This is a genomic window from Streptomyces sp. NPDC102360 (assembly GCF_044766085.1).
GTDB lineage: Bacteria > Actinomycetota > Actinomycetes > Streptomycetales > Streptomycetaceae > Streptomyces.
Window position 1 is genome coordinate 398363 of the sequence record NZ_JBIWLG010000005.1, and the last position, 22799, is coordinate 421161.

Here is a 22799-nt window from a genome sequence, read left to right on the forward strand (position 1 = left end):
TGGGGCGCCCGAAGCGGGCCAATCCGGAAGACGGACCCGAACCGGGGCGGCGGCCCGCAGGACCCGTCAGGGCCCGAGCACTTCCAGCCGGATCGTCAGGGGCTGAGGACGTCCGTCTGGATCGCCAGCTTGAACTCGGCCAGCGTGATCGGCACCTTCAGCGGGGTGTCTCCCGAGCGGGCGGAGACCTTGAAGCCGACCGGGGTGCCGGGGTGCACGAACATCTGCCAGGTGTACGAGCGGTACTGACCGCCGCCCGTGGGCGAGATGTCGGTGGTGGCGGTGGAGTCGTAGCCGGTGCCCAGCGGGTCGCGCACGAAGCGGGCGCGGTACTCGGTCGCGCGGGCGTCCGCGCCCCAGAAGACCAGCGCGGACAGCGTGCCCCAGCCGTCGTGGCTGGGCCAGATCAGCCCCGAGCGGGCGTCCGGGTACCTCGACGAGCCGCCGCCGCCCGCCGGGTCGTGCATGTCCCACGGGTCGTACGACTCCTCGGCGTCCTCGTACGGGAAACGCACCAGGTGGTAGCCGTCGTCGTCGTAGACCAGGGTTTGCGCGCCCGTGCGGGCGGATTCGTACTTGAGCGAACTTATCGCCACTGCCATGCCGTTCGACCTCCCCCGTCGCCTTCGGTGCGACGCATGGTCGCGCCAAGTGCGGGCGCGGGCAAGGGGTGTTGCGGACCGGGGCCCGATCCGAACGACAGGCCCTACGGCGCGGCGATGCCCACGATGAGGACCCGGGTGCCGGGCTCCAACGGGCGCCAGCGGTGCGGGAGTCCGGCGGCGCAGTACAGCGTGTCGCCGCGCTCCAGGACGTAGTGGGTGTCGTCCGCCTCGACCTCGGCCGAGCCGTCGGCGACGTACATGACCTCGTCGCCGGGGTGCCGGAAGACCCGCTCCCAGTCGTGCTCCCCGGTGAACTCCAGGGCGTGCAGCCGCTGTTCGCCCCGGACGAGCGGGCGCGCGCCGTCGGCCATCGCGGGCCTCTCCGCCGCGCGCACCACGTCGACCGGGCGGGGCGGCTCGGCGGACGCGAGGAGCTCGACGGCGGTGGTGTCGAGGGCGTCCGCGATGCGCTGCAGCGAGCCCATGCCGGGGCGCGAGCGCCCGTTCTCGACCTGGCTGAGGAACGGGACGGAGACCCCGGCGCGGCGGGCCACCTCGGCGAGCGTCAGTTCGAGGCCGCGGCGCCTGCGCCGGATTCCGGGTCCCACGTTCATGAACTTGTAACGCCCTTTCGCTTCGGCCCCTGTTCCCCCGCAGCCTACCGTCGTGGTTAACTCCTTAACCAGTACTTAAAAAAGTTAACCACTGACGTCACCACCGAACCGACGTCACCACTGGATGGAGGGCCTCCATGGCTCGTGTCGACCAGAACCAGCGCCGCCGCCGCGGCACCGGACTCCTCGCCCTCGACGAGGACGCCGCGTACCGGGGCTACACCCTCTTCGCCCCGCTGACCGGCACCGGCGAGGTGTACCTGATCGACCTGCACGGTGAGGTCGTCCACCAGTGGAACCTCCCGAACCGCCCCGGCCGGCACGCGCGGATCCTGGAGAACGGGAACCTCGCCTACAACGGCGTACTGCCCGACGAGCCCGCCCTCTTCCCCATGTGGCACAAGTACCGCGGCGGCCTCATGCAGGAGATCGCCCCGGACGGCACGGTGCTGCGCGAGCACCGCGACCCGCTCCAGCACCACGACGCCCACCACTACGGCGACGGCCGGATCCTCTACACGGCGCTCGAAGCGCTGACCGGGGACGCGGCGGCGGCCGTGCGCGGCGGCGTACCGGGGTCCGAGGCGAGCGGCCCCGACGGCGACACGATCTGGGCGGACACGATCGTCGAGGTCGACGCGGAGGGGAACAAGACCTGGGAGTGGAAGGTCTCCGAGCGCCTCGGCCGCGAGGACTTCCCGCTCCACCCGGACTACGCCCGCGAGCACTACCCGTTGATCAACAGCGTGCTGCCGCTCGCCGACGGCAACATCCTCGCGAGCTTCCGCTCCGTGTCGGCCGTCGTCGTCATCGAGCGCGCGACCGGGGACATCATCTGGCGCTCCGAGCCGGGCGTCGTCTCGCAGCAGCACTGCCCGACCGAGCTGGAGAACGGCAACTTCCTCGTCTTCGACAACGGCGTCTTCCGGCCGCACTGGGACGTGCCGTTCAGCCGCGTCATCGAGATCGAGCGCTCCAGCGGCAAGATCGCGTGGGAGTACCACGACCCGGCGCGCGAGTCCTTCTTCGCGCCGTTCATGGGCAGCGCCCAGCGCCTCCCGAACGGCAACACCCTGGTCACCGACTCCCCCGCGGGCCGCCTCTTCGAGGTCACGGCCGACGGCTACCTGTGCTGGGAGTACATCGTCCCGTTCTTCGGCGGCTACTCCGAGGAAGAGGTCCGCAAGCTCTTCCCGTCCGAGCCCAACGCCGTGTTCCGCGCCTACCGTTACTCCGCGGCCGAGCTGCCGTGGCTGAACCGGTGACCGCGACCGCCGCACCATCCGTGGCGCCGGTCGACGAGCGGCTGCCCCTGAAGCGCCTCGTCCCCCTCGCCTGCCAGCACGTGCTGGCAGGCGTGGCCGCGCCCGTTTCCTCCGTCATCCTCATCGCGACGACGCTGAAGCTGCCGACGACGCAGACGGCCTCGCTGCTCAGCGCGACGCTCGTGCTGTGCGGCGTGGGCGCGCTGCTGCAGTCGCTCGGGGTGGCGGCGCTGCGGGTGGGCGCCCGACTGCCGTTCCTGATGCTGCCGGGCGGCGCCGCGGTGGCGATCTTCCTCCAGATCGCCCAGGAGTACGGTCCGGCGACGGCCTCGGGATCCGTCCTGGTCGCGGCCGCCTTCCTGCTCTGCGTCCTCCCCTTCTACGGCCGCCTCGTACGCCTCTTCCCGCCGCTGGTGATGGGCACGACGGTCGTCCTCATCGGCATCAACATGATCAAGGTGACCGCACCGATGGTCGCCTCGGGCCCCGGCCTCGGCTTCGCGACGCTCGGCGTGATCGCGGTGTTCTTCCTCGTCCTGCGCGGCGTGTGGCGACAGATGGCGGTGCTGCTCGGCCTCGTCTGCGGCACGGTGATCGCCGCGCTCCTGGGCACCGACATCGAGGTGGCGCACGGCGGCGCCTTCGCGCTGCCCGACCCCTTCCCGTACGGCGCCCCGCACTTCGATCTGCTGGCCGCCATCCCGCTCCTGGTCTTCGCCCTCGCCTCGCTCGCCGAGGCCACCGGGCAGACGGTCCTCAACAGCGAGGCCGTGGGCCGCACCCCCGACGCGGGCCGCGACGTGCCGCGCATCGCCCGCGCCGACGCGCTCGTCTCACTGTTCTCCGGCGTCTTCGGTACGTCGCTGATGGTGACCAGCGCCGAGAACATCGGCATCGTCCAACTCACCCGCGTACGCAGCAGGTTCGTGACGGCGGCGGCCGGTGTGCTGCTGATCGTGTGCGGACTGATCACGCCGCTGACCCGCGTCCTGGCGGCGATCCCGGAGCCGGTCGTCGGCGCGGCGGGCCTCGTCATCTACGCGGTGATCGCGGTCATGGGCTTCGGCATGCTCTCCCGCACGGACCTCTCGCACGGGACCGACAGCGTCGTCATCGCGCTCGCCCTCGTGATCGGCATGCTGCCGATCGTGTCCCCGGAGATGTACGCCGGCCTGCCGACGTGGGCCCGCACGCTGTTCGGCAGCGGGGTCGCGGCCGGGGCGATCGCGGCGATCGTCCTCAGCGCGGTCTTCCGGGCGCTCGGTCCAAGGCTCACGCCCCCGCCGGACGCTCCCGCCGCTCCCCCATCAGACGGGAGCCCGTGAGGCGCTCGCCGAAGACGTCGTCCGGGTTGGACAGCACACACGTCTCCAGGGACAGGCACCCGCACCCGATGCAGTCGGTCAGGTGATCACGCAGCCGCCCCAACTGCTTGATCCGCTCGTCCAGTTCGGAGCGCCAGACCTCCGAGAGGCGCGCCCAGTCGTCCCGGTTCGGGGTGCGCTCCTCGGGGAGCTCGGCCAGGGCGTCACGGATCGTGGCGAGCGGGATGCCGACGCGCTGGGCGGCCCGGATGAAGGCGACGCGGCGCAGCGTGTCCCGGCTGTAGCGGCGCTGGTTGCCGGAGGTGCGGCGGCTGGTGATCAGACCCTTGGACTCGTAGAAGTGCAGCGCGGAGACGGCGGCGCCGCTGCGCGCCGACACCTGGCCGACGGTGAGCTCGTGGATCTTCTCCGGAATCTGTGGCACCCGGCCGAGCGTAGACGAACCTAGTGCGGGCGCGGCTCTCGTTGTTAGAGTGCGAAGTGGTCTGAGCAAGCGCTTAGACAAGTCACCTGGGAGGTCACCGAACATGGCTGAGCCGCGCGTTTTCAAGGACGTCGACGACCTGAAGGGCGCCGTCGGCGAGCAGCTCGGGTACAGCGACTGGGTCGAGATCGAGCAGAGCCGCATCGACAAGTTCGCCGACGCCACGGGCGACCACCAGTGGATCCACGTCGACCCGGAGCGCGCGAAGGAGGGCCCGTTCAAGACGACCATCGCGCACGGCTACCTGACCCTCTCCCTGCTGCCGCTCTTCGGCCCGCAGCTGATGAAGGTCGAGGGCATGAAGATGGGCGTCAACTACGGGACGAACAAGGTCCGTTTCCCGGCCCCCGTCCCGGTGGGCTCGCGGCTGCGTGCCACCGCGAAGGTCACGGACGTGGCGGACGTGGCCGGCGGCGTACAGGTGACCGTGGCGTTCAGCGTGGAGCGCGAGGGCGGCGACAAGCCGGTGTGCGTCGCGGAGTCGGTGTCGCGGTACTACCTGTGAGTCCCTGCTACCGCCCCTGAGCACCCGTCCCGTTACGGCGCCGAGGGCGCGGTCACCATGCGCAGCACGAGGTCGGCGTAGAGCGCGCCGACCTCGTCGGGTGTCCGCTTGCCCTCGGCGTTGAACCAGCGGGCCACGTCGATGCAGAGCGAGAGCACGGCGACCGTGGTGCCGGGCACGTAGGGGACGTCGAACTCGCCCGCCCGCACACCGTCGTTGAGGATCTCCCGCACCGCGGCGTCGCTCTGCCGGCGCAGCGCCACGATCTCGGGCCGGTTCTCCTCGCCCAGCGAGTCCAGCTCGTACTGGACGACGCGCGCGGTCATGTGGTGCCCCGCGTGCCAGCGGACGAAGGACCGCACGGCCTCCGCGAGGCGCTCGGCGGCCGTGCCCTCGCTCTCGACCGCCCGGCGCAGGATCGCCAGGGCCTTGTCGTGGCCGATCCGGCTGATCTTGAGGAGCAGCTCTTCCTTGGTCTTGTAGTGGATGTAGAGCGCGGCCGGGCTCATGCCGGCGCGGCTCGCGATGTCGCGGGTCGTGGTGGCGTGGTAGCCGCGCTCGGCGAACGCCTGCACCGCGGCGACGAGCAGCCGCCGGGCCGCGTCGGGCGTGACATCGGCCCACGGCATCTCGTCCGTGTCCGCGTCCTCGCCGACACCGCGCTCGTCCTGCGTCATCGCTGCACATCCTCCCGTGGGGCTGGTGCCACACCCTACCCTCCGGGGTGAGCGGGCGCTTAGGAACCGGCCCCGGCAGGCTGCTCCTCGGTCATCGTGGCCAGGATCGTACGCACCGTCTCCAGGGTGAGGTCCGGGTGCAGGAAGGCGAAGCGGGCCACGGTCTCGCCCTCCCACACCGTCGGCACCACGAAGGCGAGCTGCCGCTCCAGGAGCCGCCGCGACCAGCTGTCGTACTCCTGGGGGCCCCAGCCCGTGCGGCGCAGCAGCACCACCGACAGCTCGGGGTCGCGCAGCAGTTCAAGGCCCTCGGTCGCCCGGATCAGCTCGGCGGTCTCCTCGGCGAGGCGCTGCCCCGACTCGACGGCTTCCCGGTAGGCCTCCGTCCCGTGCACGGCCAGGGAGAACCAGAGGGGAAGGCCGCGGGGGCGACGGGTGAGGTGGTACGCGTAGTCGCTCGGGTTCCATTCCTGCGGGGCGTCGGTGTGGATGCAGTCCAGGTAGGAGGCGTCCTGGGTGTGGACGGCGCGGGCCAGGGCCGGATTCCGGTACAGGATGGCGCCGCAGTCGAACGGCGTGAACAGCCACTTGTGCGGGTCGATGACGAGGGAGTCGGCGTGCTCGATGCCGGTGAACCGCTCGCGCAGCCGCGGCGAGAACAGCGCCCCGCCGCCGTAGGCCGCGTCGACGTGGAACCACAGACCGTGCGCGCGGGCCGCCTCCGCGATGCCCGCGAGGTCGTCCACGATCCCGGCGTTGGTGGTGCCGGCGGTGGCGACGACCGCGACCACGCTCCCGGGGTCGTCGTCGGCCGCGAGCGCGGCGCGCACCGCGTCGCCGGTCAGCCGGTGGTCGTCCGTGGGCACCACGAGGGCCCCGACGCCCATGATCCGCAATGTGCTGCCGATCGAGGAGTGGGCCTGGTCGCTGACGGCGACGCGCGGCCGGTCCACGGGGCGCCCTTCGGCGGTACGGGCCGTGTCCCTCGCCACCAGGAGCCCGGACAGGTTGGCCGCGGACCCGCCGCTGACGAAGCAGCCGCCCGCCCCGCCCGGCATGCCCGCGAGATCGGCGAGCAGCCGCAGCACCTGGTTCTCGGCGGCGACGGCGCCGGACGCCTCCAGCCAGGAGACGCCGTGCATCGAGGAGGCCGAGAGCACCATGTCGAAGAGGGCGGCGGCCTTGGTGGGGGCGCCGGGGATGAACGAGAGGAAGCCGGGGCTGTCGCAGGAGACGACGGTGGGTTCTATGTGCTCGGCGAACAGGCGCAGCACGTCGTCGGGCGTGGACGGACCGCTGTTCAGAGCGTCCTTGAGGGCGACGTCCAGTTCGGCGGCGTCCCCGAGCCTGCCCAGCGGAGCCGGGTCGAGGCGCAGCCGGTGCTCGACGTGGTCGAGGACCGTGCGGGCGAGGGCTTCGTCGTGGCGGTGCAAGGTGGCCGTACCTCCAGGTGCGGGGGCGCCAGGGGGTAACCCCGGCGGGCACGGTTCGCTATTTGGATTCGACCGGACCCATTTCGGAGGCTAACCACAACCGGCGTCGCTGGTCAACGAGTTCGCCACGCGGGGCCGGTCGGGCCCTTTCACTTCCTCCGGCGCCCGGTCAGTCCCCTGCCGTCGCCTCGAAGTGGTCGAGCAGCGCGAGGAACTGCCGGCCGGAGTCCTCCAGGTGCTCACGCATCCGGGCCTCCGCGGCCTCCGCGTCGCCCGCGAGGACGGCGAGCGCGATGGCCCGGTGCTCCTCGCTGAACACCCGGGAGAGGTCCCGGTCGGGCGGGTAGACCAGGGACCAGTCGCAGTCCAGCCAGAGCGCGTTGCCCCGCACGAACATCTCGGCGCGGGCCCGCTCCACCGCCTCTCCGAGCACCTCGTTGCCAGCCGCGGCGGCGACCGCCAGATGGAAGCGCGAGTCGACCTGGTGATAGGCCGCGAGGTCGGCGACCTCCTCGTCGAGCATCCGGACCAGGGCCCGCCGGTCGGCCGTCGAGCCGCGCCGCGCGGCGAGCCCGGCGGCGAACGGTTCGACCGCCGACCGGTACTCCATGTAGTCGCGGATGGTGGCCCTGAAGTCGGCGGCCACGGCGGCCCGTTCGCCCTCCATGGCGGGAGCGGGCCGCACCCGCGTGCCGCCGGAGCGGCCGAGCGTGGTGACGACGAGGCCCTCCTCCGCGAGCCTGCGCACCGCCTGGCGGATGGTGTTGCGCCCGACGCCCAGCGACGCGGCGAGCTCGCGCTCGGCGGGCAGCCTGCTGCCCGGCGCGAAGCCGCCCAGGGCGATGCGCTTGCGCAGGATCTCGGTGACCATGTCGCGCGAGGGCCTGCGCTGCCCCGGCCGCTCCAGCGGATCGGGGTGCCGCGCCGCCGCTGTACCGTCCGCCCCGCTCCCGGCTCCCGCCTTCACCACGCGCCCTCCCGGTCGTCTCGTCGCCATCGGATGGCCTCCGGACGCGAACTCGCCCGCCCCGGAACCTTATTGGATTCGGCGCAGACCCTATTGACAGGGCTTCTCCGCCGCTCGTAGCGTCCCGGTACCACTTTATGGGTCCAATCGAATCCATACTCCTTGGCCCTTGTTCTCCGGTCGGCCGTCCCCGCCCCCGCGCTCCCCCCGCGGGCCCGCCGTCCTGCCCTCAGAAGGAGCCCCGGTCCATGACGACACCCCCAGCCCAACCGGCCACGGACGCGGCCGCCCCACCCGCGGCCGAAACCCGGCGCAGCCCGCTGAGCATCGCCACCGCCACGCTGATCGGCACCAGTGTGGAGTGGTACGACTTCGGCATCTACAGCACCGCCGCCGCCCTGGTCTTCCCCAAGCTGTTCTTCCCCGAGATGAGCCCCGCGCTCGGCCTGCTCAGCTCCTTCGCCACCCTCGCCGTGGGCTCCCTGGGCCGGCCGCTCGGCGCGATCATCTTCGGTCACATCGGCGACCGCTACGGCCGCAAGCACGCGCTGATCGGCTCGCTGCTCCTCATGGGTGTGTCCACGTTCCTGATCGGCGTCCTGCCCAGTTATGCGGTGGCCGGCGCCCTCGCCCCCGCGCTGCTGCTGGTCATCCGCGTCCTGCAGTCGCTCGCGGTCGGCGGGGAATGGGGCGGGGCGGTCCTCTACGCGGTGGAGAACGCGCCGCCGCATCGCAGGGCGCTGTACGGGTCGTTCCCGCAGATCGGCGACGGTATCGGCTTCTTCCTCGCCACCGGCGTGTTCACGCTCGCCTCGCTGCCCGGCCACGAGGCGCTGCTCGCGTGGACCTGGCGGATTCCGTTCCTGCTGTCCAGCGTGCTCGTGCTCACCGGCCTGATCATCCGCAGCCGCCTGGAGGAGTCGCCCGAGATCAAGGAGGCGCTGCGCGAGGAACGGGAGACGGACGGGGTCGCCGCCAAGCTCCCGATCCTTGACGTCGCCAAGTCGTCCTGGCGCACCTGGCTGCTCGCCACCGGCGCGTTCCTCGTCACCGTCGGCGGCTTCTACGTGATCGTCACGTTCATGTCCGCCTACGCCGTGTCCCACCTGGGCTTCTCCGATGCCCAGACCTCGGCCGCCGGCATGTTCGCCTCGGTCGTGGTGATCGTCTTCACCCCGCTGACCGCGCTGCTCGGCGACCGGTACGGGGTCCGGCGCGTCACGCTGGCCGGGATGGCGGCCCATCTGGTCGTGGCGTTCCCGATGTTCTGGCTGGCCGGGTCGGGGAGCGTCGTGGGCCTGTGGGCCGGCATGGGGCTCGGCATGCTCGCGAGCACCATCGCGTACGCCACCGTCGGCACGATGATCACCGAGTGGTTCCCGCCGCGCGTGCGCTACACGGGGCTCTCGCTCGGGTACCAGATCGCCGGCCTCGTGGGCGGTGGCGCGGTGCCGCCGTTCGCGCAGTGGCTGGCCGGGTCCTCGGGTGCCTCGTGGACCCCCGTGGCGGTGCTCTTCCTCGTGATGGCGCTGGTCAGCATCGGCTGTGTGGTCCTCCACCGGCGCCTCACCTCCTCGGATTCCGCCCCGTTCGCCTCAGCCACCACCGCCACCACCACACCCCAGGAGACCCGGTGACCGACGCCGCCACACACCCCGCCGCCAGTGCCGCGGGCCGCGCCCACCTGGAGCGCCTTGCCCGGCGGGCGGCAGCCGCCGCGGCCACGGCGCCGGCGTGGTCGTCCCCGTATGAGGGGGCGGGTCCCGAGGTGCACGCCCGGATCGACACCGAAGTCGAGGACCTCGGCGCGGAGTTGCTCGGCCTCGGCCGCGCCCTGCACGCGGACCCCGAGCCGGGCTTCGAGGAGCATCGCGCGGTCACCCGCGTCGCCGAACTGCTGCGGGCCCACGGCATCGCGGTGGCGACCGGGACGCACGGACTGCCCACGGCGCTGCGCGCGTCGGCCGGTCCGGGCGGCGGGCCGACCGTGGCGGTGCTCGCGGAGTACGACGCGCTGCCCGGCATCGGCCACGGCTGCGGTCACCACATCATCTGCGCCGCGGCCGTCGGCGCCTTCCTCGCCCTGGTCCCCGTCCTGGAGCGGACCGGTGGCACCGCGGTGCTGCTCGGCACGCCGGCGGAGGAGAACGGCACCGGCAAGGAACTCCTGGCCCGCGCCGGGGCGTTCGAAGGCGTCGACGCCGCCGTGATGATCCACCCTTCGTCGGGGCCCGACCTCTTGGACGCGCCCTTCCTCGGTCTTCGTGAGGTGGTGGTCGAGTACACGGGACTCGCCGCACACGCCTCCGCCGCGCCGTTCATGGGCCGCAACGCCCTGGACGCGGTGGTCGCCGCCTACCAGGGGGTCGCCGCGCTGCGCCAGCACATCCTGCCGGACGACCGGGTCCACGGAGTGATCACCGACGGCGGCGCGCGGCCCAACGTGGTGCCGGAGCGCGCGGCGGCGCACTTCTATCTGCGCGCGGCCACCGTGGAGTCGCTGGCGGAGCTCTCCGAGCGGGCCCAGCGGATCTTCGAGGGCGCCGCGGCGATGACCGGCACCACCCTCACCGCCCGCTGGGACGACTGCCCGCCCTGCGTCCCCGTCCGGCACAACGACACCCTCGCGGCCCGTTTCGCCCAGCACCTGACGGACCGGGGCCGCACCGTGGTCCCCGGCAGCGCCGCACCGGACTCGGCCCGCGGCTCCACCGACCTGGGCAACATCAGCGTACGCATCCCGTCCATCCACCCGATGCTGTCCATCGCCTCCGCCGAAACGGCCCTGCACACCGCCGACTTCGCGGCCCGCGCCAAGGGCGCGGAGGCCGACCGCGCGGTACTGGACGGGGCCTCGGCGCTGGCCCGCACGGCCGCGGACTACCTGACCGACCCGGCCCTGCGGGCAGCGGTGGACCGGGAGTTCGAGGAGGCGGGCGGGGCGCTGGACGTGCCGAAACTGTTGTCGGCACCGGGGCCCGCATGACCGGCCCCACGCGTCTCTCCTGACCACCGCCTCCGCTCGCCGCGGCCGCCGGTCGCCCCAACACCCCACCCACGTAAGGGAGAACCTCCATGCCCACCCCCGATCTGATCCTCACGGGCGGCACCGTGCACACCGTCGACCCCTCGCTGCCGCGGGCCGAGGCGGTCGCCGTGACCGGGGGACGCATCACGGCCGTGGGCACCGACGCCGAGGTCACCGCGCTCGCCGCGGCGCGCACCGAAGTGGTCGACCTGCGGGGGCGGTTGCTGCTTCCCGGGTTCATCGACGCCCACAATCACGTACGCCTGGGGTCCGACGAGGACAGTGCCCAATTGGCGGGCGCGGACAGCCTGGCCGAGGTGCACCGGCGGATCGCCGCCTGGGCCGCGGCCCACCCGGACGCCGAGTGGATCGAGGCGGAGGCCTTCGACTACGGGGCGATCCCCGGCGGACGGATGCCCACCGCCGCCGACCTGGACCCGGTCACCGGGGACCGGCCCGCGTTCGTCTTCACGTACGACGTGCACAGCGTGTGGCTGAACACCGCGGCGATGCGCCGGCTCGGCATCACGCGGGACACCGACCGGCTCCCGTTCGGTGTCGTGGAGAAGGATCAGGACACCGGGGAGCCGACCGGCTTCCTCACGGGGTTCGCCGTGCTCGGCCTGGCCCGCGACGGGCAGCGGGCGCTCGCGGAGTTCCTGCCGTGGGCGGGCGACGAGCGGCGCTACCGGCGGCTGTGCCGCTCACTGGACATGGCGGCGGAGAACGGCCTGACCACGGTCGTGGAACCGCAGAACTCGCTGGACGACCTGCCGCTGTTCCAGCGGGCCCGCGCCGAGGGCCGGTTGCGCTCACGGCTCATCGCCGCCCTGTTCCACGGCCGCGGGACGAGCGCGGCGGATCTCGACGCGTTCGCCGCCGCTGCCAAGGACTTCGACGACGACAGGTTCCGGGTCGGCCCCCTGAAGCTGTACATCGACGACGTGGTGGAGCCGCACACCGCCGCGCTCCTGGAGCCGTACGCCAACGAGCCGGGAAACTCGGGCCGGACGTTCTACGACCCCGACGAGTTCGCCGCGGTGCTCACCGAGTTGGACCGGCGCGGCTTCCAGACGTTCACGCACGCCACGGGCGACCGCGGCATCCGGGTCGCCCTGGACGCGCACGAGTCAGCCCGCCGCGCCAACGGCCCGCGCGACGCCCGCCACCAGCTGGTGCACGTCGAGTGCCTGCACCCCGGCGACGTGGACCGGTTCGCGCGGCTCGGCGTGGTGGCGTGCATGCAACCGCGGCACGGCGCGCCGGACGTGGCGGGCCCCGGAAAGGACTGGGCGGAAGGCGTCGGCGAAGGACGCTGGGCGCACGCCTGGGCCTTCCGCTCGCTGCGCGACGCCGGCGCGACACTCGCCTTCTCCAGCGACTGGAACGTCGCCGAGATGGACCCGCTCGCCCACCTCTACACGGCCGTGACCCGCCGCGACCGGGACGGTGGCCGCCCCTGGATCCCCGAGCAGACGATCACGCTGCCGGAGGCGGTGGAGGCGTACACGATGGGCAGCGCGTACGCCAACTTCCTTGAGGGCGACCGGGGTTCGGTCACCGTGGGCAAGTACGCCGACCTCGCCGTGGTCTCCGACGATCTCTTCGCGCTGCCCCCGCAGGCGCTGCGCGACGCGTCGATCGACCTGACGGTGGTCGGCGGCGAGGTGGTGCACTCCCGCTGACCACCTCGCCGCCCGCTCTTAAGCCACCGGCTTGAACGGGTCGTGGTCCGCCAGGATCTTCTCCAGGCGGGCCTGGTCGACGCGGCTGTAGATCTGGCCCGCTTCCTGGCGGTCGCGGATCACCTTGGCCAGCGTGAACGCCGAGGTCGTGAGGTAGAGGACGGAGATGCCCAGGAAGGCGCGGATCCAGCCGCTCACGTCGAGGCTGTAGATACCGATGCCGACCGCGAGGAGCGCGACCGCGAACGAAGCGACCGCCTGGCCGTAGAAGGCCACCGTGTTCTGCTGCTTGACCGGTGTGTCACTGCTCATGCCGAACAGCATCGGGCGGATGGGGCCGCGACCCCATCCGCCCGCGTACTCAAGTACGTACTCAGAAGCGCCAGTTGGTGATCAGAACGCAGAGACGCCCGTCAGCGCCCGGCCGATGATCAGCTTCTGGATCTGGCTCGTGCCCTCGTAGAGGGTCATGACGCGGGCGTCGCGCAGCAGCTTGCCGACGGGGTACTCGTCGATGTAGCCGTAGCCGCCGAAGACCTGGAGCGCGTTGTTCGCCGCGCGGACCGCGGCCTCGGACGCGAACAGCTTCGCCTTGGACGCCGCCGTCGCGAAGTCCTCGCCGCGGTCGATGAGATCGGCGACGCGCCAGGTCAGCAGGCGGGCCGCGTCCACGTCGACGGAGATGTCGGAGATCAGCTCCTGCACCAGCTGGTACGAGGCGATGGACTTGCCGAACTGCTCGCGCTCGCCCGCGTATCCGACGGCCGCATCCAGGGCGGCCTGGGCTATGCCCACGCATCCCGCGGCCACCGACATCCGGCCCTTGGCGAGCGCGGACATGGCGATCGAGAAGCCCTTGCCCTCCGGGCCCATCAGCGCGGAGGCCGGTACGCGGACGTCCTCCAGGACCAGCTCGGCGGTGGTCTGGCCGCGCAGGCCGAGCTTGCCGTGGATGGTGTTGCGGGTCAGGCCGGGGGTGTCGGTGGGGACCAGGAAGGCGGAGATGCCCTTGTGGCCCGGGGTGTCGTTGGTGCGCGCGAAGAGGAGGACGACGTCGGCCCAGGTGCCGTTCGTGATGAAGATCTTCGTGCCGTTGATCACGTACTCGTCGCCGTCGCGGACCGCGCGGGTCTGGAGGTCCGCCGGGTTCGAGCCGTGGCCCGGCTCGGTGAGGCCGAAGCAGCCGAGCGCCTCGCCGGCCGTCAGCCTCGGGATCCAGTGCCGCTTCTGCTCCTCGCTCGCCCACTGCTGGATCGGCTTGGTGACCAGGCCGAGGGAGACGGAGACGATGCCGCGCACCGACGAGTCGCCACGCCCCAGCTCCTCCGTGACCAGCGTGTACGCGAGGTGGTCGCCGCCCGAGCCGCCGTACTCCTCGTCGATGGTCAGCCCCAGGAAGCCCAGGTCGCCGAGCTTCTTGACGATGCCCCGGTCGACCTCCTCCGCCCGGTCCCACGCCACCACGTTCGGCGCGATCTCGCGGTCCACGAAGTCCTTGGCGAGCCGGCGCACCGCCGTCTGTTCCTCGCTCAGCTCCAGGTTCATGGCCACTCCCGATCGGTCGACTCGTCACTCAGTTAATTAGCACTGCTAGTTTTAGCGTGCAGCCCTACTATGTGCCGCATGGCCCGACCGCGCAAGCCCCTCCTGAGCAGAGATCGCATCGTCGACGCGGCCCGCGCCCTCGTCGACACCGAGGGCCTCGCCGCCGTCTCGACGCGCCGGCTCGCCGCCGAGCTCGGGGTGAGCGGACCCTCCCTCTACAACCACTTCCGCACGAAGGACCAGATCCTGGAGGCGGTCGCCGACTCGGTGAGCGCACAGGTCGACCTGTCGATGTTCGACGCGGACGACGACCGGGACTGGCGCACCGCGCTGCACGACTGGGCCGTCTCCTACCGGGCGGCGCTGCGCGCCCACCCGAACATCGTCCCGGTGCTCGCGCGCGGACCCGGCCACCGTCCGGCCGGCCTGCGGCTCGCCGACGCGGTGTTCGGCTCGATGGTCGACGCCGGGTGGCCGCCGCCGCAGGCCACGTCCATCGGCGCGCTCATGCGGTACTTCGTGACGGGATCCGCGCTCGGCTCGTTCGCGGGCGGCTTCCCCGACGACGAGGCGGCGTACGACCCCGCCGACTATCCGCACCTCGGCCAGGCGCATCTGCTCGCGGAGCGGCAGGAGGCCGTCGACGACCGGGCCTTCGAGACGGGACTCACCGCCCTGCTCGACGGGCTCGCCCTTCAGTACGAGGCCGTGCGGCACGAGCAGGTGGGCGCGGTCACGGCCGAGGGCGGCGACCGCTGACGGTTCGGCGGCCGCCGAACCGTGCCGGGGTCATCCTTGACCCATGGCCGCCTCGACCGAACCCGGCGCTCCGCGCCTCGCCGCCCTCGCCTCGCTGATCGCCGACGAGACACGGGCCGCCTGTCTGCTCGCGCTGCTCGACGGCCGGGCATGGACGGCGGGCGAGCTGGCGCGGCACGCGGGCGTCGCGGCGTCGACCGCGAGCGAGCACCTCGGCAAGCTCGTCGCGGGCGGGCTGCTCGCCGAGGAGCGGCAGGGCCGCCACCGGTATCTGCGGCTCGCCGACGCGCAGGTCGCGCAGCTCCTGGAGGGGCTCGCCGGGTACGCGGTGCCGGACGGCGGGGAGCGGCCTGCCACGCTGCGGGCCGCGTCGGCGCGGACCGCGATGGCCCGCGGCCGGACCTGCTACGACCACCTCGCGGGCCGGCTCGGGATCACGGTCACCGACGCGATGGTCGAGCGGGGACTGCTGCGGCCCGATGCCGACTCCTCGGCCTTCGCGCTCACCGACGCGGGGCACGGCTGGTTCCGGGCACTCGGGGTGCCGCTGGAGCCCGGCCCGCGGCGGCCACTGGTGCGCGGCTGCCTCGACTGGACGGAGCGCCGCCTCCACCTCGCGGGGCGGGCGGGCGCCGCGCTGTGCGCCCACGCCTTCGCGGCCGGCTGGGTCGAGCGGATCGGCTCCGAGCGGGCGGTGCGGGTGACCGGGGCCGGGGAGCGGGCACTGCGGGCCGAGCTGGGCGTTGCGGCGCCGCGCTGAGCGGGCGCCGTGGCGCGTTCCCGCCCCCGGCCAGAGACCTCCCCGGAAGTAGCTGTAACGTACATTCGCCGGGCCGGGAAACATCTTCGTAACACGGGAGCGGCGCATGACGCAGACGGTGGATGCCGCGATTCACCAGGAAATCGGGCAGAGTTGGGCAACCGGTTGCAGACAATTCGCGCTGCGTGTGCTGCGCGGGATCGGCCAGGTCACGTTCCTGCCGCGCGCCCTCACGGGCACACTGTTCGCCGCCGCGCTGTTCGCCTCCGGGTGGGAGTACGGGCTGTACGGGGTCGGGGGCGCGGCCGTCGGCACGCTGGTCGCGGCGCTGCTCGGCGTGGAGAAGGAGCGGCTCACCCTCGGCATGGAGGGCTTCAACGCCTGCCTCGTGGGCGTGAGTTGCGCCGTCTTCCTCAACCCCGACCAGCTGTCCTCGGTACTCGTGGCCCTGCTCGGCTGCGCCGCGGCGACCGTGGCCACCGCCGCCGCGGGCCGGGCCCTCGGGGCGTGGGGGCTGCCCGCCCTGACGCTGCCGTTCTGCCTCGTGGCGAGCGTCATCACGCTGGCCGCGCCCGGGTTCGCACGGGTGTGGACGGGCGGGGGCGGGATCGCCGCGTTTCCGCAGGCGGTGTCCGGGGCCAGGACCGGGCTCCAACTCGACGACGCCGTGCGGGGGTTCTTCGCCGGATTCGGCCAGATCTTCCTGATGCCGCAGTGGTACGCGGGGGCGCTGGTGCTCGCGGGGCTGCTGGTGGCGGGGCCGCGGGTCGCGGGGGTGGCCTGCCTCGGGAACGTCGCGGGCATGGCGACGGCGTGGGCCCTCGGTGAGCCTGCCGCGCAGCTGGCCGACGGGACGTCCGCGTACAACGCGGTGCTTGTTTCGCTCGCGCTGTGTGGCGTGTTCCTGAAGGCCGCGCCTCGGACGATGGCGTATGCGGTTGCCGGGGCGGTGGCGGCCACGGTGTGTGCGCCGGCGTTCGGGGCGCTTGCGGCGCCGGTGGGTGGCCACATGTTCACGTGGCCGTTCGCCTTGACCACGCTGGTCTTCCTCGTCGCCGCGCGATCCTTCCCCCGACTGACCGGCTGACCCGATCAACCACCTGCGGCGGCTGAGCCAAATTAAGCCCCTGCGGCGATTGAGCAGCGGGGTCCGGGGCGGAGCCCCGCGGCCTGGGCCACGGAGCCGCCTGCTCTATCGCCGCAGGGGCTCAAAAGACTGGGGCTCTGCCCCATACCCCGCTCCTCAATCGCCGGAGGGGCTTGAATTGCTCGCCGGCAGGGGCTTGAATGGCGGGCTTCAAATGGGAGGTCAGGCCGATTCGAGGGCTGCAACGTCGATCTTGCCCATTTTCATCATCGCGGCCAGGACCCGGTCGGCCCGGTCCTTGTCGGGGTCGGCGAGGAGTTCGGGGAGGCGGCGGGGGACGATCTGCCAGGACAGGCCGTACTTGTCCTTGCACCAGCCGCACGGGCCCGGCTCGCCGCCGTCCGCCGTGAGGCGCTCCCACAGCTGGTCGACCTCGGCCTGGTCGGCGCAGTCGACGGAGAACGAGACCGCCTCGTTGAACGTGAACTGGGGGCCGCCGTTCAGCACCTGGTACTCGGTGCCCGCGAGCCGGAACTCCATGGTGAGGACCGAGCCGGGCTCGCCGGGACCGTCCTTGCCCCAGCGCTGGACCGCCAGGATCTCGGAGTCGGAACCGGGGAAGAGCGACAGGTAGAAGTCGACGGCCTCCTCGGCCTTGCCGTCGAACCACAAGCAGGGACGGATCTTCTGGGCGTTGGCGGGCATGGCGTGCCTCCTGGTTCCCGTTCCGGTGCCGGTCGGGCCGGCCTGTATCAGGGTGCTCCTCATACAGACCGGCCGCCCGCCGGGAACTCATCGGCGGGGCATCACCAAAAGCATCGCTAGAACACGACGAGCGCCCGGCCGCCCTTGCCCGCCACCATGTTGTCGAACGCCGCCGGGATTCCCTCCAGGGCGATCCGCTCGGTCACCAGCGTGCTCAGGTCCAGGCGGCCCGCACGGATGTGCTCGGCGAGCACCGGGAGGTCGACCGCCGGGTCGCAGTTGCCGTAGACGCAGCCGGACAGCGTGCGGCCCCAGTGGAAGATCTCCAGGGCGTTGAAGGTGACCTGCTGGTCCTTGCCTCCGATACCGACGACGGTGGTGCGGCCGCCGCGCCGGGTGGACTCCCAGGCCGTACGGATCGTGACGGCGCGGCCGACGCACTCCACCGCCACATCGACGCCCTGCTTGTCCGTGAGACCGCGGATCTCGCGGGCCGTGTTCTCCGACGCGACCACGTAGTCCGTCGCGCCCGCCGCGCGTGCCAGCGCCTCCTTCTCCGGGGAGACGTCCACCGCGATGACCTTCGAGGCGCCCGCGATGCGCGCGGCCTGGAGCGTGGCGAGGCCGACACCGCCGACGCCGTACACCGCGACGGTCTCCCCCTCCCGTACGCGCGCGGAGTGGTGCACGGCGCCGTACCCGGTGAGCACCGCGCAGCCGAGCAGGGCCGCGTCGATGAGCGGGACGCCGTCCGGCACCGGCAGGACGCAGTTCGCGGCGACGACCGTCTCCTCGGCGAACGCGGCGACGTTCAGGCCGGGGTGCAGGTCACTGCCGTCGGACGCGCGCTTCGCGTGGATGTTCGCCGCACCCGCGAGGGCGTTGGCGCACAGCCAGACCTCGCCCAGCGCGCAGGCGTGGCAGCTGCCACAGGAGGGCGCCCAGTTGAGGACGACGCCGTCGCCCGCGGCCACGTGCGTGACGCCGTCGCCGACGGACACGACGGTGCCCGCGCCCTCGTGGCCGAGGACCGCGGGGACCGGGACCCGCATCGTGCCGTTGGTCAGGGACAGGTCGGAGTGGCAGACCCCGGCGGCGGCGAGCCGCACCCGGACCTGGCCGGGCCCCGGTTCGGGCAGGTCGATGTCGGCGATCTCCAGCGGGGAGCCGACGGCGGGCAGTACAGCGGCGCGGACCATGATGAGCACAACTCCCTGAGCGAGTGCGGGGTGTCACGTACGTGCCGGTCCAAACTAGCGTCGCTAGTTTCTTGGGTCCATAGGCGCCCCGCAGAGGCTCAGTGCCGCTGGTGATCCCGCTCGCGCCGACGGAGCCGGGGCGCCCGTGTTCTCCCGCGCCCGGCATCGCGCTCGGCGCCGCCCCTGACCCCGAGCCCCGCCGCCACGAACAGCAGCCCGCCCAGCATCACGAACGGCGCCGCCGTCCCCGCCACGCCCGCGATCAGACCCGCGGACGCCGGGGCCGCGACCTGCCCGAGCCGGTTGCCGGTCAGCCGGAGCGCCAGCGCCGTGGAGCGGGCGTCGGCGGGGGCTGCCTGGACGACCGTGGTCATGGAGAGCGGCTGGCCCACCCCGAGGCAGAAGCCGAGGACGACCAGCATCGCGCCGAGCGCCCACACCGGCACGGGAAGCGCGATGCCCGCGCACAGCAGCGCCGCGAGCAGGCACGTGGTGGCGATCAGGGCGGTCCTGCCCAGCCAGTTGATGAGCGGGGTCATGACCAGGCGGCAGGCGACCGTCGCGCCCGCGCGCAGGCTGAGCAGCACGCCGACCACGGCGGGCGCGATCCCCCGGTGCTCGCCCACCACCGGCAGATACGCCGTGAGGATGTCGGTGGCCGACAGGACGGCGAGGCTGATGAAGATGCCGCCGGGCACACCGCGGGTGCGCAGGATGCGGTGCACGGGGACCTTGGAAGCCTCCTTCGTACGCGAACCCGTCTGCGTACGACGGGACTCGATGCGCCACAGCGAGGTCACGGCCAGCGCGCAGACGCCCGCCGACACGAGGAGCGCGAGCGCGCTCGTGCCCGCCATGTCGTCGCCGTCGATCAGGGCGCCCGCGGCGATCGGCCCGACGAGCTGGCCGAGGGAGGCGCCGATGGTGAAGTGGCCGAAGTTGCGGTCCTGGTCCTCGGGCGCGGACTGACGGGCCACGATCGACTGGGCGCCGATGACGAAGCACAGATGCCCGAGCCCCATGACGCCGCTCCAGGCGGCCATCCCCACAAGGGAGTTCGCGAGCCCGCTCAGCGCGCACCCGCCCGCGATGAGGACGACCCCCACCGGGAGCAGCGGAGCGCACCGCCCGTGATCCGTGCGCCGGCCGAGCGGCACGGCGGCGAACAGCGGGAGCAGCGCGTAGACCCCCGCGATGACGCCGACGGCACGTTCGTCGGCGCCGAGCGCGAGGGCCCGGTAGGAGACCGCGGGCCGCGCCATCGACACCGCCCCCTGCGCGAAGCTGAAGGCGATGACGAGGCGGAGCAGCCAGGCACGGCTCATGAGGTCACGGGGTTCATCGGGTCTGAAGGACTCATCCGGTCAAGGGCTTCATCGGGTCACGGGTTCCGTCGGGTCACACGATGCCGAACAGCAGCCCGGCGCCGAGGACGACCAGCGCGGTCAACGCAGCCCATTTCACGGTGAACTTGGTGTGGTCGCCGAACTCGACCTTAGCCATGCCCACGAGCACGTAGACCGCCGGGACCAGCGGGCTCGACATGTGCAGCGGCTGGCCGGCGAGCGAGGCGCGGGCGATCTCGAGGGTCGAGACGCCGTGCGCGTTGCCCGCCTCGGCGAGCACCGGCAGGATGCCGAAGTAGAAGCCGTCGTTGGACATGAAGTACGTGAACGGGATGGACAGCACGCCCGTCACGAGTGCCATGTGCGGGCCCATCCAGTCCGGGATGCCGCCCACGACCCACTTCGCCATGTGGTCGACCATGCCGGTGCCCTGGAGCACGCCCGTGAAGACGGCGGCGGCGAAGACCATGCCCGCGACGTTGAGCACGTTCTCGGCGTGCGCGCCGATCCGGGCCTTCTGGTCGGCCATGTGCGGGTAGTTGACCGAGAGCGCGAGCGCGGCGCCGAGCATGAACAGCACCGGGATCGGAAGCAGCTCCATGATCATGGAGGCCAGGAGCACCACCGTGAGCAGGGCGTTGAACCAGTAGAGCTTGGGGCGCAGGGTGGCCCGGTTCGGGTCGAGCCCGGAGAACGTCTCGCCCTCGTCGTTCTCGTACGAGGGGGTGGACGCGGAACCGCCACCGGTGCCGGTCCCCTTGCTCCCGCTTCCGGCGCCGACGAGCACCTTCTCCTCGACGGTCTCGGTGACCTTGACGTCCTCGTCCAGGGAGAGGTGGCCGAGCCGCTTGCGCTCGCGGCGCCCGAGCACGTACGAGAGGGCGAACACGAAGATCAGTCCCACGCCGAGCGCCGGGATCATCGGCACGAAGATGTCGCTGGCGTCCACCTTCAGCGCGGTGGCGGCGCGGGCCGTCGGTCCGCCCCACGGCAGCGTGTTCATCACGCCGTTGGCGGTCGCGGCGACACCCGTCATGACGACGAGGCTCATCTTCAGGCGCTTGTACAGCGGGTACATCGCCGAGACGGTGATCATGAAGGTGGTGGAGCCGTCGCCGTCGAGCGAGACGATCGCGGCGAGCACCGCGGTGCCGACGACGATGCGGACGGGGTCGGCCTTCGCGAACTTCAGGATGCCGCGCACGATCGGGTCGAAGAGGCCGACGTCGATCATCACGCCGAAGTAGACGATCGCGAACATCAGCATGGCGGCCGTGGGCGCCAGGTCACCGATGCCGGCGATCACGTAGTCGCCCAGCTTGGCGCCCTGGCCCACAAGGACGCAGAACAGCGCCGGTATGAGCACAAGCGCCGCGATGGGCGACACCTTCTTCATCATGATCAGCACCAGGAAGGTGGCGATCATCCCGAATCCGAGGATGGTCAGCATGGGGAGGGCCCTCTCACGTCTACGTTCGCCTTCGAACAGCCGCCGTGGGGGAGGCAGCCAGCGAGACGCTAGGTGGGCCGGAGAAGTGTTAACAAGACGTTGACACGCGAGCAATAAGCGCAAAACTCCAGGTCACGGGCGGTTCACACGGGCGGCTCAGTCGAGCACGCGCGCCAGATAAGCGCGCAGCAGCTCCCGGACCTCCGCGATCACCGCCGCGTCGCCGCGCTCCGGGTCGATGCGGAACGCGAGCCGGACCAGGGCGTCGGCGGATTCCACGGCCACCAGGAACGCGCGGCGCAGGGCCGCGTCGGGGGTCCGGTCGAGGCGTGGGGCGAGGAGTTCGGTGAGGGTGTCGGCGACGCGGTGGTTGGGTCCGGCGTCGGGGGCGCCCACGGGGAGCTGGGTGCCGAAGTCGACCAGGGAGAAGCCCGGCGCCGTGCGCTTCATCGCGAGGTACTCGTCGAGCACAGCGTCCATCGCGGCCCGCCAGTCGCCGCTGGGGACGCCCCTGAGGCGCGCGGTGACCCGCCGCACGTACCGGTCGAGGTTGCGGTCGGCCAGCGCGTCGACCAGGGCCCGCTTGTTGCCGAAGAAGCGGTAGACCGAGCCGATGGGAACCTCGGCGCGGTGCGCGACGGCCCGGGTGCTCAGCTCGTCGTAGCCCGCCTCGTCGAGGAGTTCGGCGCAGGCGTCGAGGATCCGGGCCAGGCGCTCGGCACTGCGCCGCTGAACGGGCTTGCGGCGCAAGGGCGTTGAGTGGGCCATACGGCCAGCCTACGGGGACGCGGTCAGGTCCGCGGTGGCCTCGACGGGCTTGTCCGCGACGGCCCACACCGTGTGGTCGTCGGCGTAGAGGCGGGCGGTGAGCTGGTGGGTGCCGCGCCGCAGGCGGGTGCCTGGGATGCGGTAGTCGACGGCGCGCAGCCGGGCGAGGCGGCGGCCGTCGAGGTAGAGCCGCGCGTATCCGCGGCCCTCGACGGCCCGGGCCGGGGTGCCGTGGGGGCTGAGACGGAAGCGGCGTACCCAGATACGGATCTCCCAGCCGCCCGCGGGGCCCGTCCGCGGCTTCACGATCAAGCCGATCTCGGGTGCGCCCTTGTCGGGCACCCGGCGGTAGTGGTGGCCGGCCGCGTCGGTGCGGCCGAGGACCTCGCCGGCCTGCCGGGGCCCGCCGCCATCGCCCCCGCAGCCCGCGACGCCGCTGAGCAGGGCGCAGGTCAGCAGCGCCGCGGCGGCCGTGCGCAGGGACGGGAAACTGGGCATGTTCGGGACGGTAGAGGACCGCCGACATCGGCGGATCCCTCGCGGGGAGGACGCCCGCGGGCCGGTACTCGACCGCTGGTACCGCCGCGCGTCA

Annotated in this window: 23 protein-coding genes; 9 read left to right on the forward strand and 14 right to left on the reverse strand. The window is 72.3% G+C overall.

Annotated elements, in window-relative coordinates:
- Window positions 1-95 precede the first annotated feature (95 nt).
- A complete protein-coding gene (locus ACIRHA_RS22715; protein ID WP_403848571.1) occupies window positions 96-602 on the reverse strand; it encodes a hypothetical protein in 507 nt (168 codons plus the stop codon).
- A 104-nt stretch (window positions 603-706) separates the two neighbouring features.
- Complete coding sequence (locus ACIRHA_RS22720; protein ID WP_403848574.1) at window positions 707-1219, reverse strand: helix-turn-helix domain-containing protein; 513 nt, start codon at window positions 1217-1219, stop codon at window positions 707-709.
- A gap of 137 nt (window positions 1220-1356) precedes the next feature.
- Between ACIRHA_RS22720 and ACIRHA_RS22725 the strand changes: the two genes are divergently transcribed.
- Window positions 1357-2484, forward strand: a complete 1128-nt coding sequence (locus tag ACIRHA_RS22725; protein ID WP_403848577.1) for an aryl-sulfate sulfotransferase — start codon at window positions 1357-1359, stop codon at window positions 2482-2484.
- Window positions 2469-3809: a uracil-xanthine permease family protein gene (locus tag ACIRHA_RS22730; RefSeq protein WP_403848580.1), complete on the forward strand. Its 1341-nt coding sequence runs from the start codon at window positions 2469-2471 to the stop codon at window positions 3807-3809. The genes ACIRHA_RS22725 and ACIRHA_RS22730 overlap by 16 nt, the downstream gene beginning before the upstream one ends.
- Here the strand turns inward: ACIRHA_RS22730 and soxR are convergent.
- The gene (soxR, locus tag ACIRHA_RS22735; RefSeq protein WP_403848583.1) at window positions 3757-4233 is read right to left on the reverse strand and encodes a redox-sensitive transcriptional activator SoxR; all 477 of its coding nucleotides are present in this window, start codon (window positions 4231-4233) and stop codon (window positions 3757-3759) included. The two genes, ACIRHA_RS22730 and soxR, sit on opposite strands and share 53 nt — an antisense overlap.
- Window positions 4234-4336: 103 nt before the next feature.
- On the opposite strand from soxR, the gene ACIRHA_RS22740 reads away from it, so the two are divergent.
- Window positions 4337-4798 carry a MaoC family dehydratase gene (locus ACIRHA_RS22740; RefSeq protein WP_403848586.1) on the forward strand — a complete coding sequence of 154 codons (462 nt, stop codon included), beginning with the start codon at window positions 4337-4339 and terminating at the stop codon, window positions 4796-4798.
- A 32-nt stretch (window positions 4799-4830) separates the two neighbouring features.
- Here ACIRHA_RS22740 and ACIRHA_RS22745 read toward each other — a convergent pair whose 3' ends face one another.
- From ACIRHA_RS22745 to ACIRHA_RS22755, 3 genes are all read right to left on the reverse strand, one after another.
- On the reverse strand, window positions 4831-5475 hold the full coding sequence (locus ACIRHA_RS22745) for a TetR/AcrR family transcriptional regulator (RefSeq protein WP_403848588.1): 645 nt from the start codon (window positions 5473-5475) through the stop codon (window positions 4831-4833).
- A gap of 59 nt (window positions 5476-5534) precedes the next feature.
- The gene (locus tag ACIRHA_RS22750) at window positions 5535-6908 is read right to left on the reverse strand and encodes a pyridoxal phosphate-dependent decarboxylase family protein (protein WP_403848591.1); all 1374 of its coding nucleotides are present in this window, start codon (window positions 6906-6908) and stop codon (window positions 5535-5537) included.
- A gap of 169 nt (window positions 6909-7077) precedes the next feature.
- Window positions 7078-7878, reverse strand: a complete 801-nt coding sequence (locus tag ACIRHA_RS22755) for a FadR/GntR family transcriptional regulator (protein ID WP_403848594.1) — start codon at window positions 7876-7878, stop codon at window positions 7078-7080.
- A gap of 245 nt (window positions 7879-8123) precedes the next feature.
- On the opposite strand from ACIRHA_RS22755, the gene ACIRHA_RS22760 reads away from it, so the two are divergent.
- The 3 genes from ACIRHA_RS22760 to ACIRHA_RS22770 all read left to right on the forward strand — a co-directional run bounded on the left by ACIRHA_RS22760 (window position 8124) and on the right by ACIRHA_RS22770 (window position 12588).
- Complete coding sequence (locus tag ACIRHA_RS22760) at window positions 8124-9512, forward strand: MFS transporter (RefSeq protein ID WP_403848597.1); 1389 nt, start codon at window positions 8124-8126, stop codon at window positions 9510-9512.
- Window positions 9509-10861 carry a M20 family metallopeptidase gene (locus ACIRHA_RS22765; RefSeq protein WP_403848599.1) on the forward strand — a complete coding sequence of 451 codons (1353 nt, stop codon included), beginning with the start codon at window positions 9509-9511 and terminating at the stop codon, window positions 10859-10861. Before ACIRHA_RS22760 ends, ACIRHA_RS22765 begins: the two co-directional genes overlap by 4 nt.
- Window positions 10862-10950: 89 nt before the next feature.
- Window positions 10951-12588 carry an amidohydrolase gene (locus ACIRHA_RS22770; RefSeq protein ID WP_403848602.1) on the forward strand — a complete coding sequence of 546 codons (1638 nt, stop codon included), beginning with the start codon at window positions 10951-10953 and terminating at the stop codon, window positions 12586-12588.
- Window positions 12589-12606: 18 nt separating this feature from the next.
- Here ACIRHA_RS22770 and ACIRHA_RS22775 read toward each other — a convergent pair whose 3' ends face one another.
- Both ACIRHA_RS22775 and ACIRHA_RS22780 read right to left on the reverse strand, forming a co-directional pair.
- Complete coding sequence (locus ACIRHA_RS22775) at window positions 12607-12900, reverse strand: YiaA/YiaB family inner membrane protein (RefSeq protein WP_403848605.1); 294 nt, start codon at window positions 12898-12900, stop codon at window positions 12607-12609.
- Between the two features lie 81 nt (window positions 12901-12981).
- Window positions 12982-14133, reverse strand: coding sequence for an acyl-CoA dehydrogenase family protein (locus ACIRHA_RS22780; RefSeq protein WP_403848608.1), 1152 nt, complete (start codon window positions 14131-14133; stop codon window positions 12982-12984).
- Between the two features lie 78 nt (window positions 14134-14211).
- Between ACIRHA_RS22780 and ACIRHA_RS22785 the strand changes: the two genes are divergently transcribed.
- The 3 genes from ACIRHA_RS22785 (at window position 14212) to ACIRHA_RS22795 (ending at window position 16739) form a co-directional block, all read left to right on the forward strand.
- Window positions 14212-14892, forward strand: coding sequence for a TetR/AcrR family transcriptional regulator (locus ACIRHA_RS22785; protein ID WP_403848611.1), 681 nt, complete (start codon window positions 14212-14214; stop codon window positions 14890-14892).
- Window positions 14893-14935: 43 nt separating this feature from the next.
- Entirely contained in the window at window positions 14936-15652 is a 717-nt protein-coding gene (locus ACIRHA_RS22790; RefSeq protein ID WP_403848614.1) for an ArsR/SmtB family transcription factor, read from the forward strand.
- Between the two features lie 106 nt (window positions 15653-15758).
- Window positions 15759-16739 (forward strand): urea transporter, encoded by a 981-nt coding sequence (locus ACIRHA_RS22795; protein ID WP_403848617.1) that lies wholly within the window; start codon window positions 15759-15761, stop codon window positions 16737-16739.
- 222 nt (window positions 16740-16961) lie between these two features.
- On the opposite strand, the gene ACIRHA_RS22800 is transcribed toward ACIRHA_RS22795, so the two are convergent.
- The 6 genes from ACIRHA_RS22800 to ACIRHA_RS22825 form a co-directional block, all read right to left on the reverse strand.
- Window positions 16962-17444: a VOC family protein gene (locus tag ACIRHA_RS22800; protein ID WP_403848619.1), complete on the reverse strand. Its 483-nt coding sequence runs from the start codon at window positions 17442-17444 to the stop codon at window positions 16962-16964.
- Window positions 17445-17560: 116 nt separating this feature from the next.
- On the reverse strand, window positions 17561-18643 hold the full coding sequence (locus ACIRHA_RS22805) for a Zn-dependent alcohol dehydrogenase (protein WP_403848622.1): 1083 nt from the start codon (window positions 18641-18643) through the stop codon (window positions 17561-17563).
- A gap of 98 nt (window positions 18644-18741) precedes the next feature.
- Window positions 18742-19968 (reverse strand): MFS transporter, encoded by a 1227-nt coding sequence (locus ACIRHA_RS22810; protein ID WP_403848625.1) that lies wholly within the window; start codon window positions 19966-19968, stop codon window positions 18742-18744.
- Between the two features lie 73 nt (window positions 19969-20041).
- Window positions 20042-21439, reverse strand: coding sequence for a CitMHS family transporter (locus tag ACIRHA_RS22815; protein WP_403848628.1), 1398 nt, complete (start codon window positions 21437-21439; stop codon window positions 20042-20044).
- A gap of 156 nt (window positions 21440-21595) precedes the next feature.
- A complete protein-coding gene (locus ACIRHA_RS22820) occupies window positions 21596-22207 on the reverse strand; it encodes a TetR family transcriptional regulator (RefSeq protein WP_403848631.1) in 612 nt (203 codons plus the stop codon).
- Between the two features lie 9 nt (window positions 22208-22216).
- On the reverse strand, window positions 22217-22705 hold the full coding sequence (locus ACIRHA_RS22825; protein WP_403848634.1) for a hypothetical protein: 489 nt from the start codon (window positions 22703-22705) through the stop codon (window positions 22217-22219).
- Window positions 22706-22799: the final 94 nt, after the last annotated feature.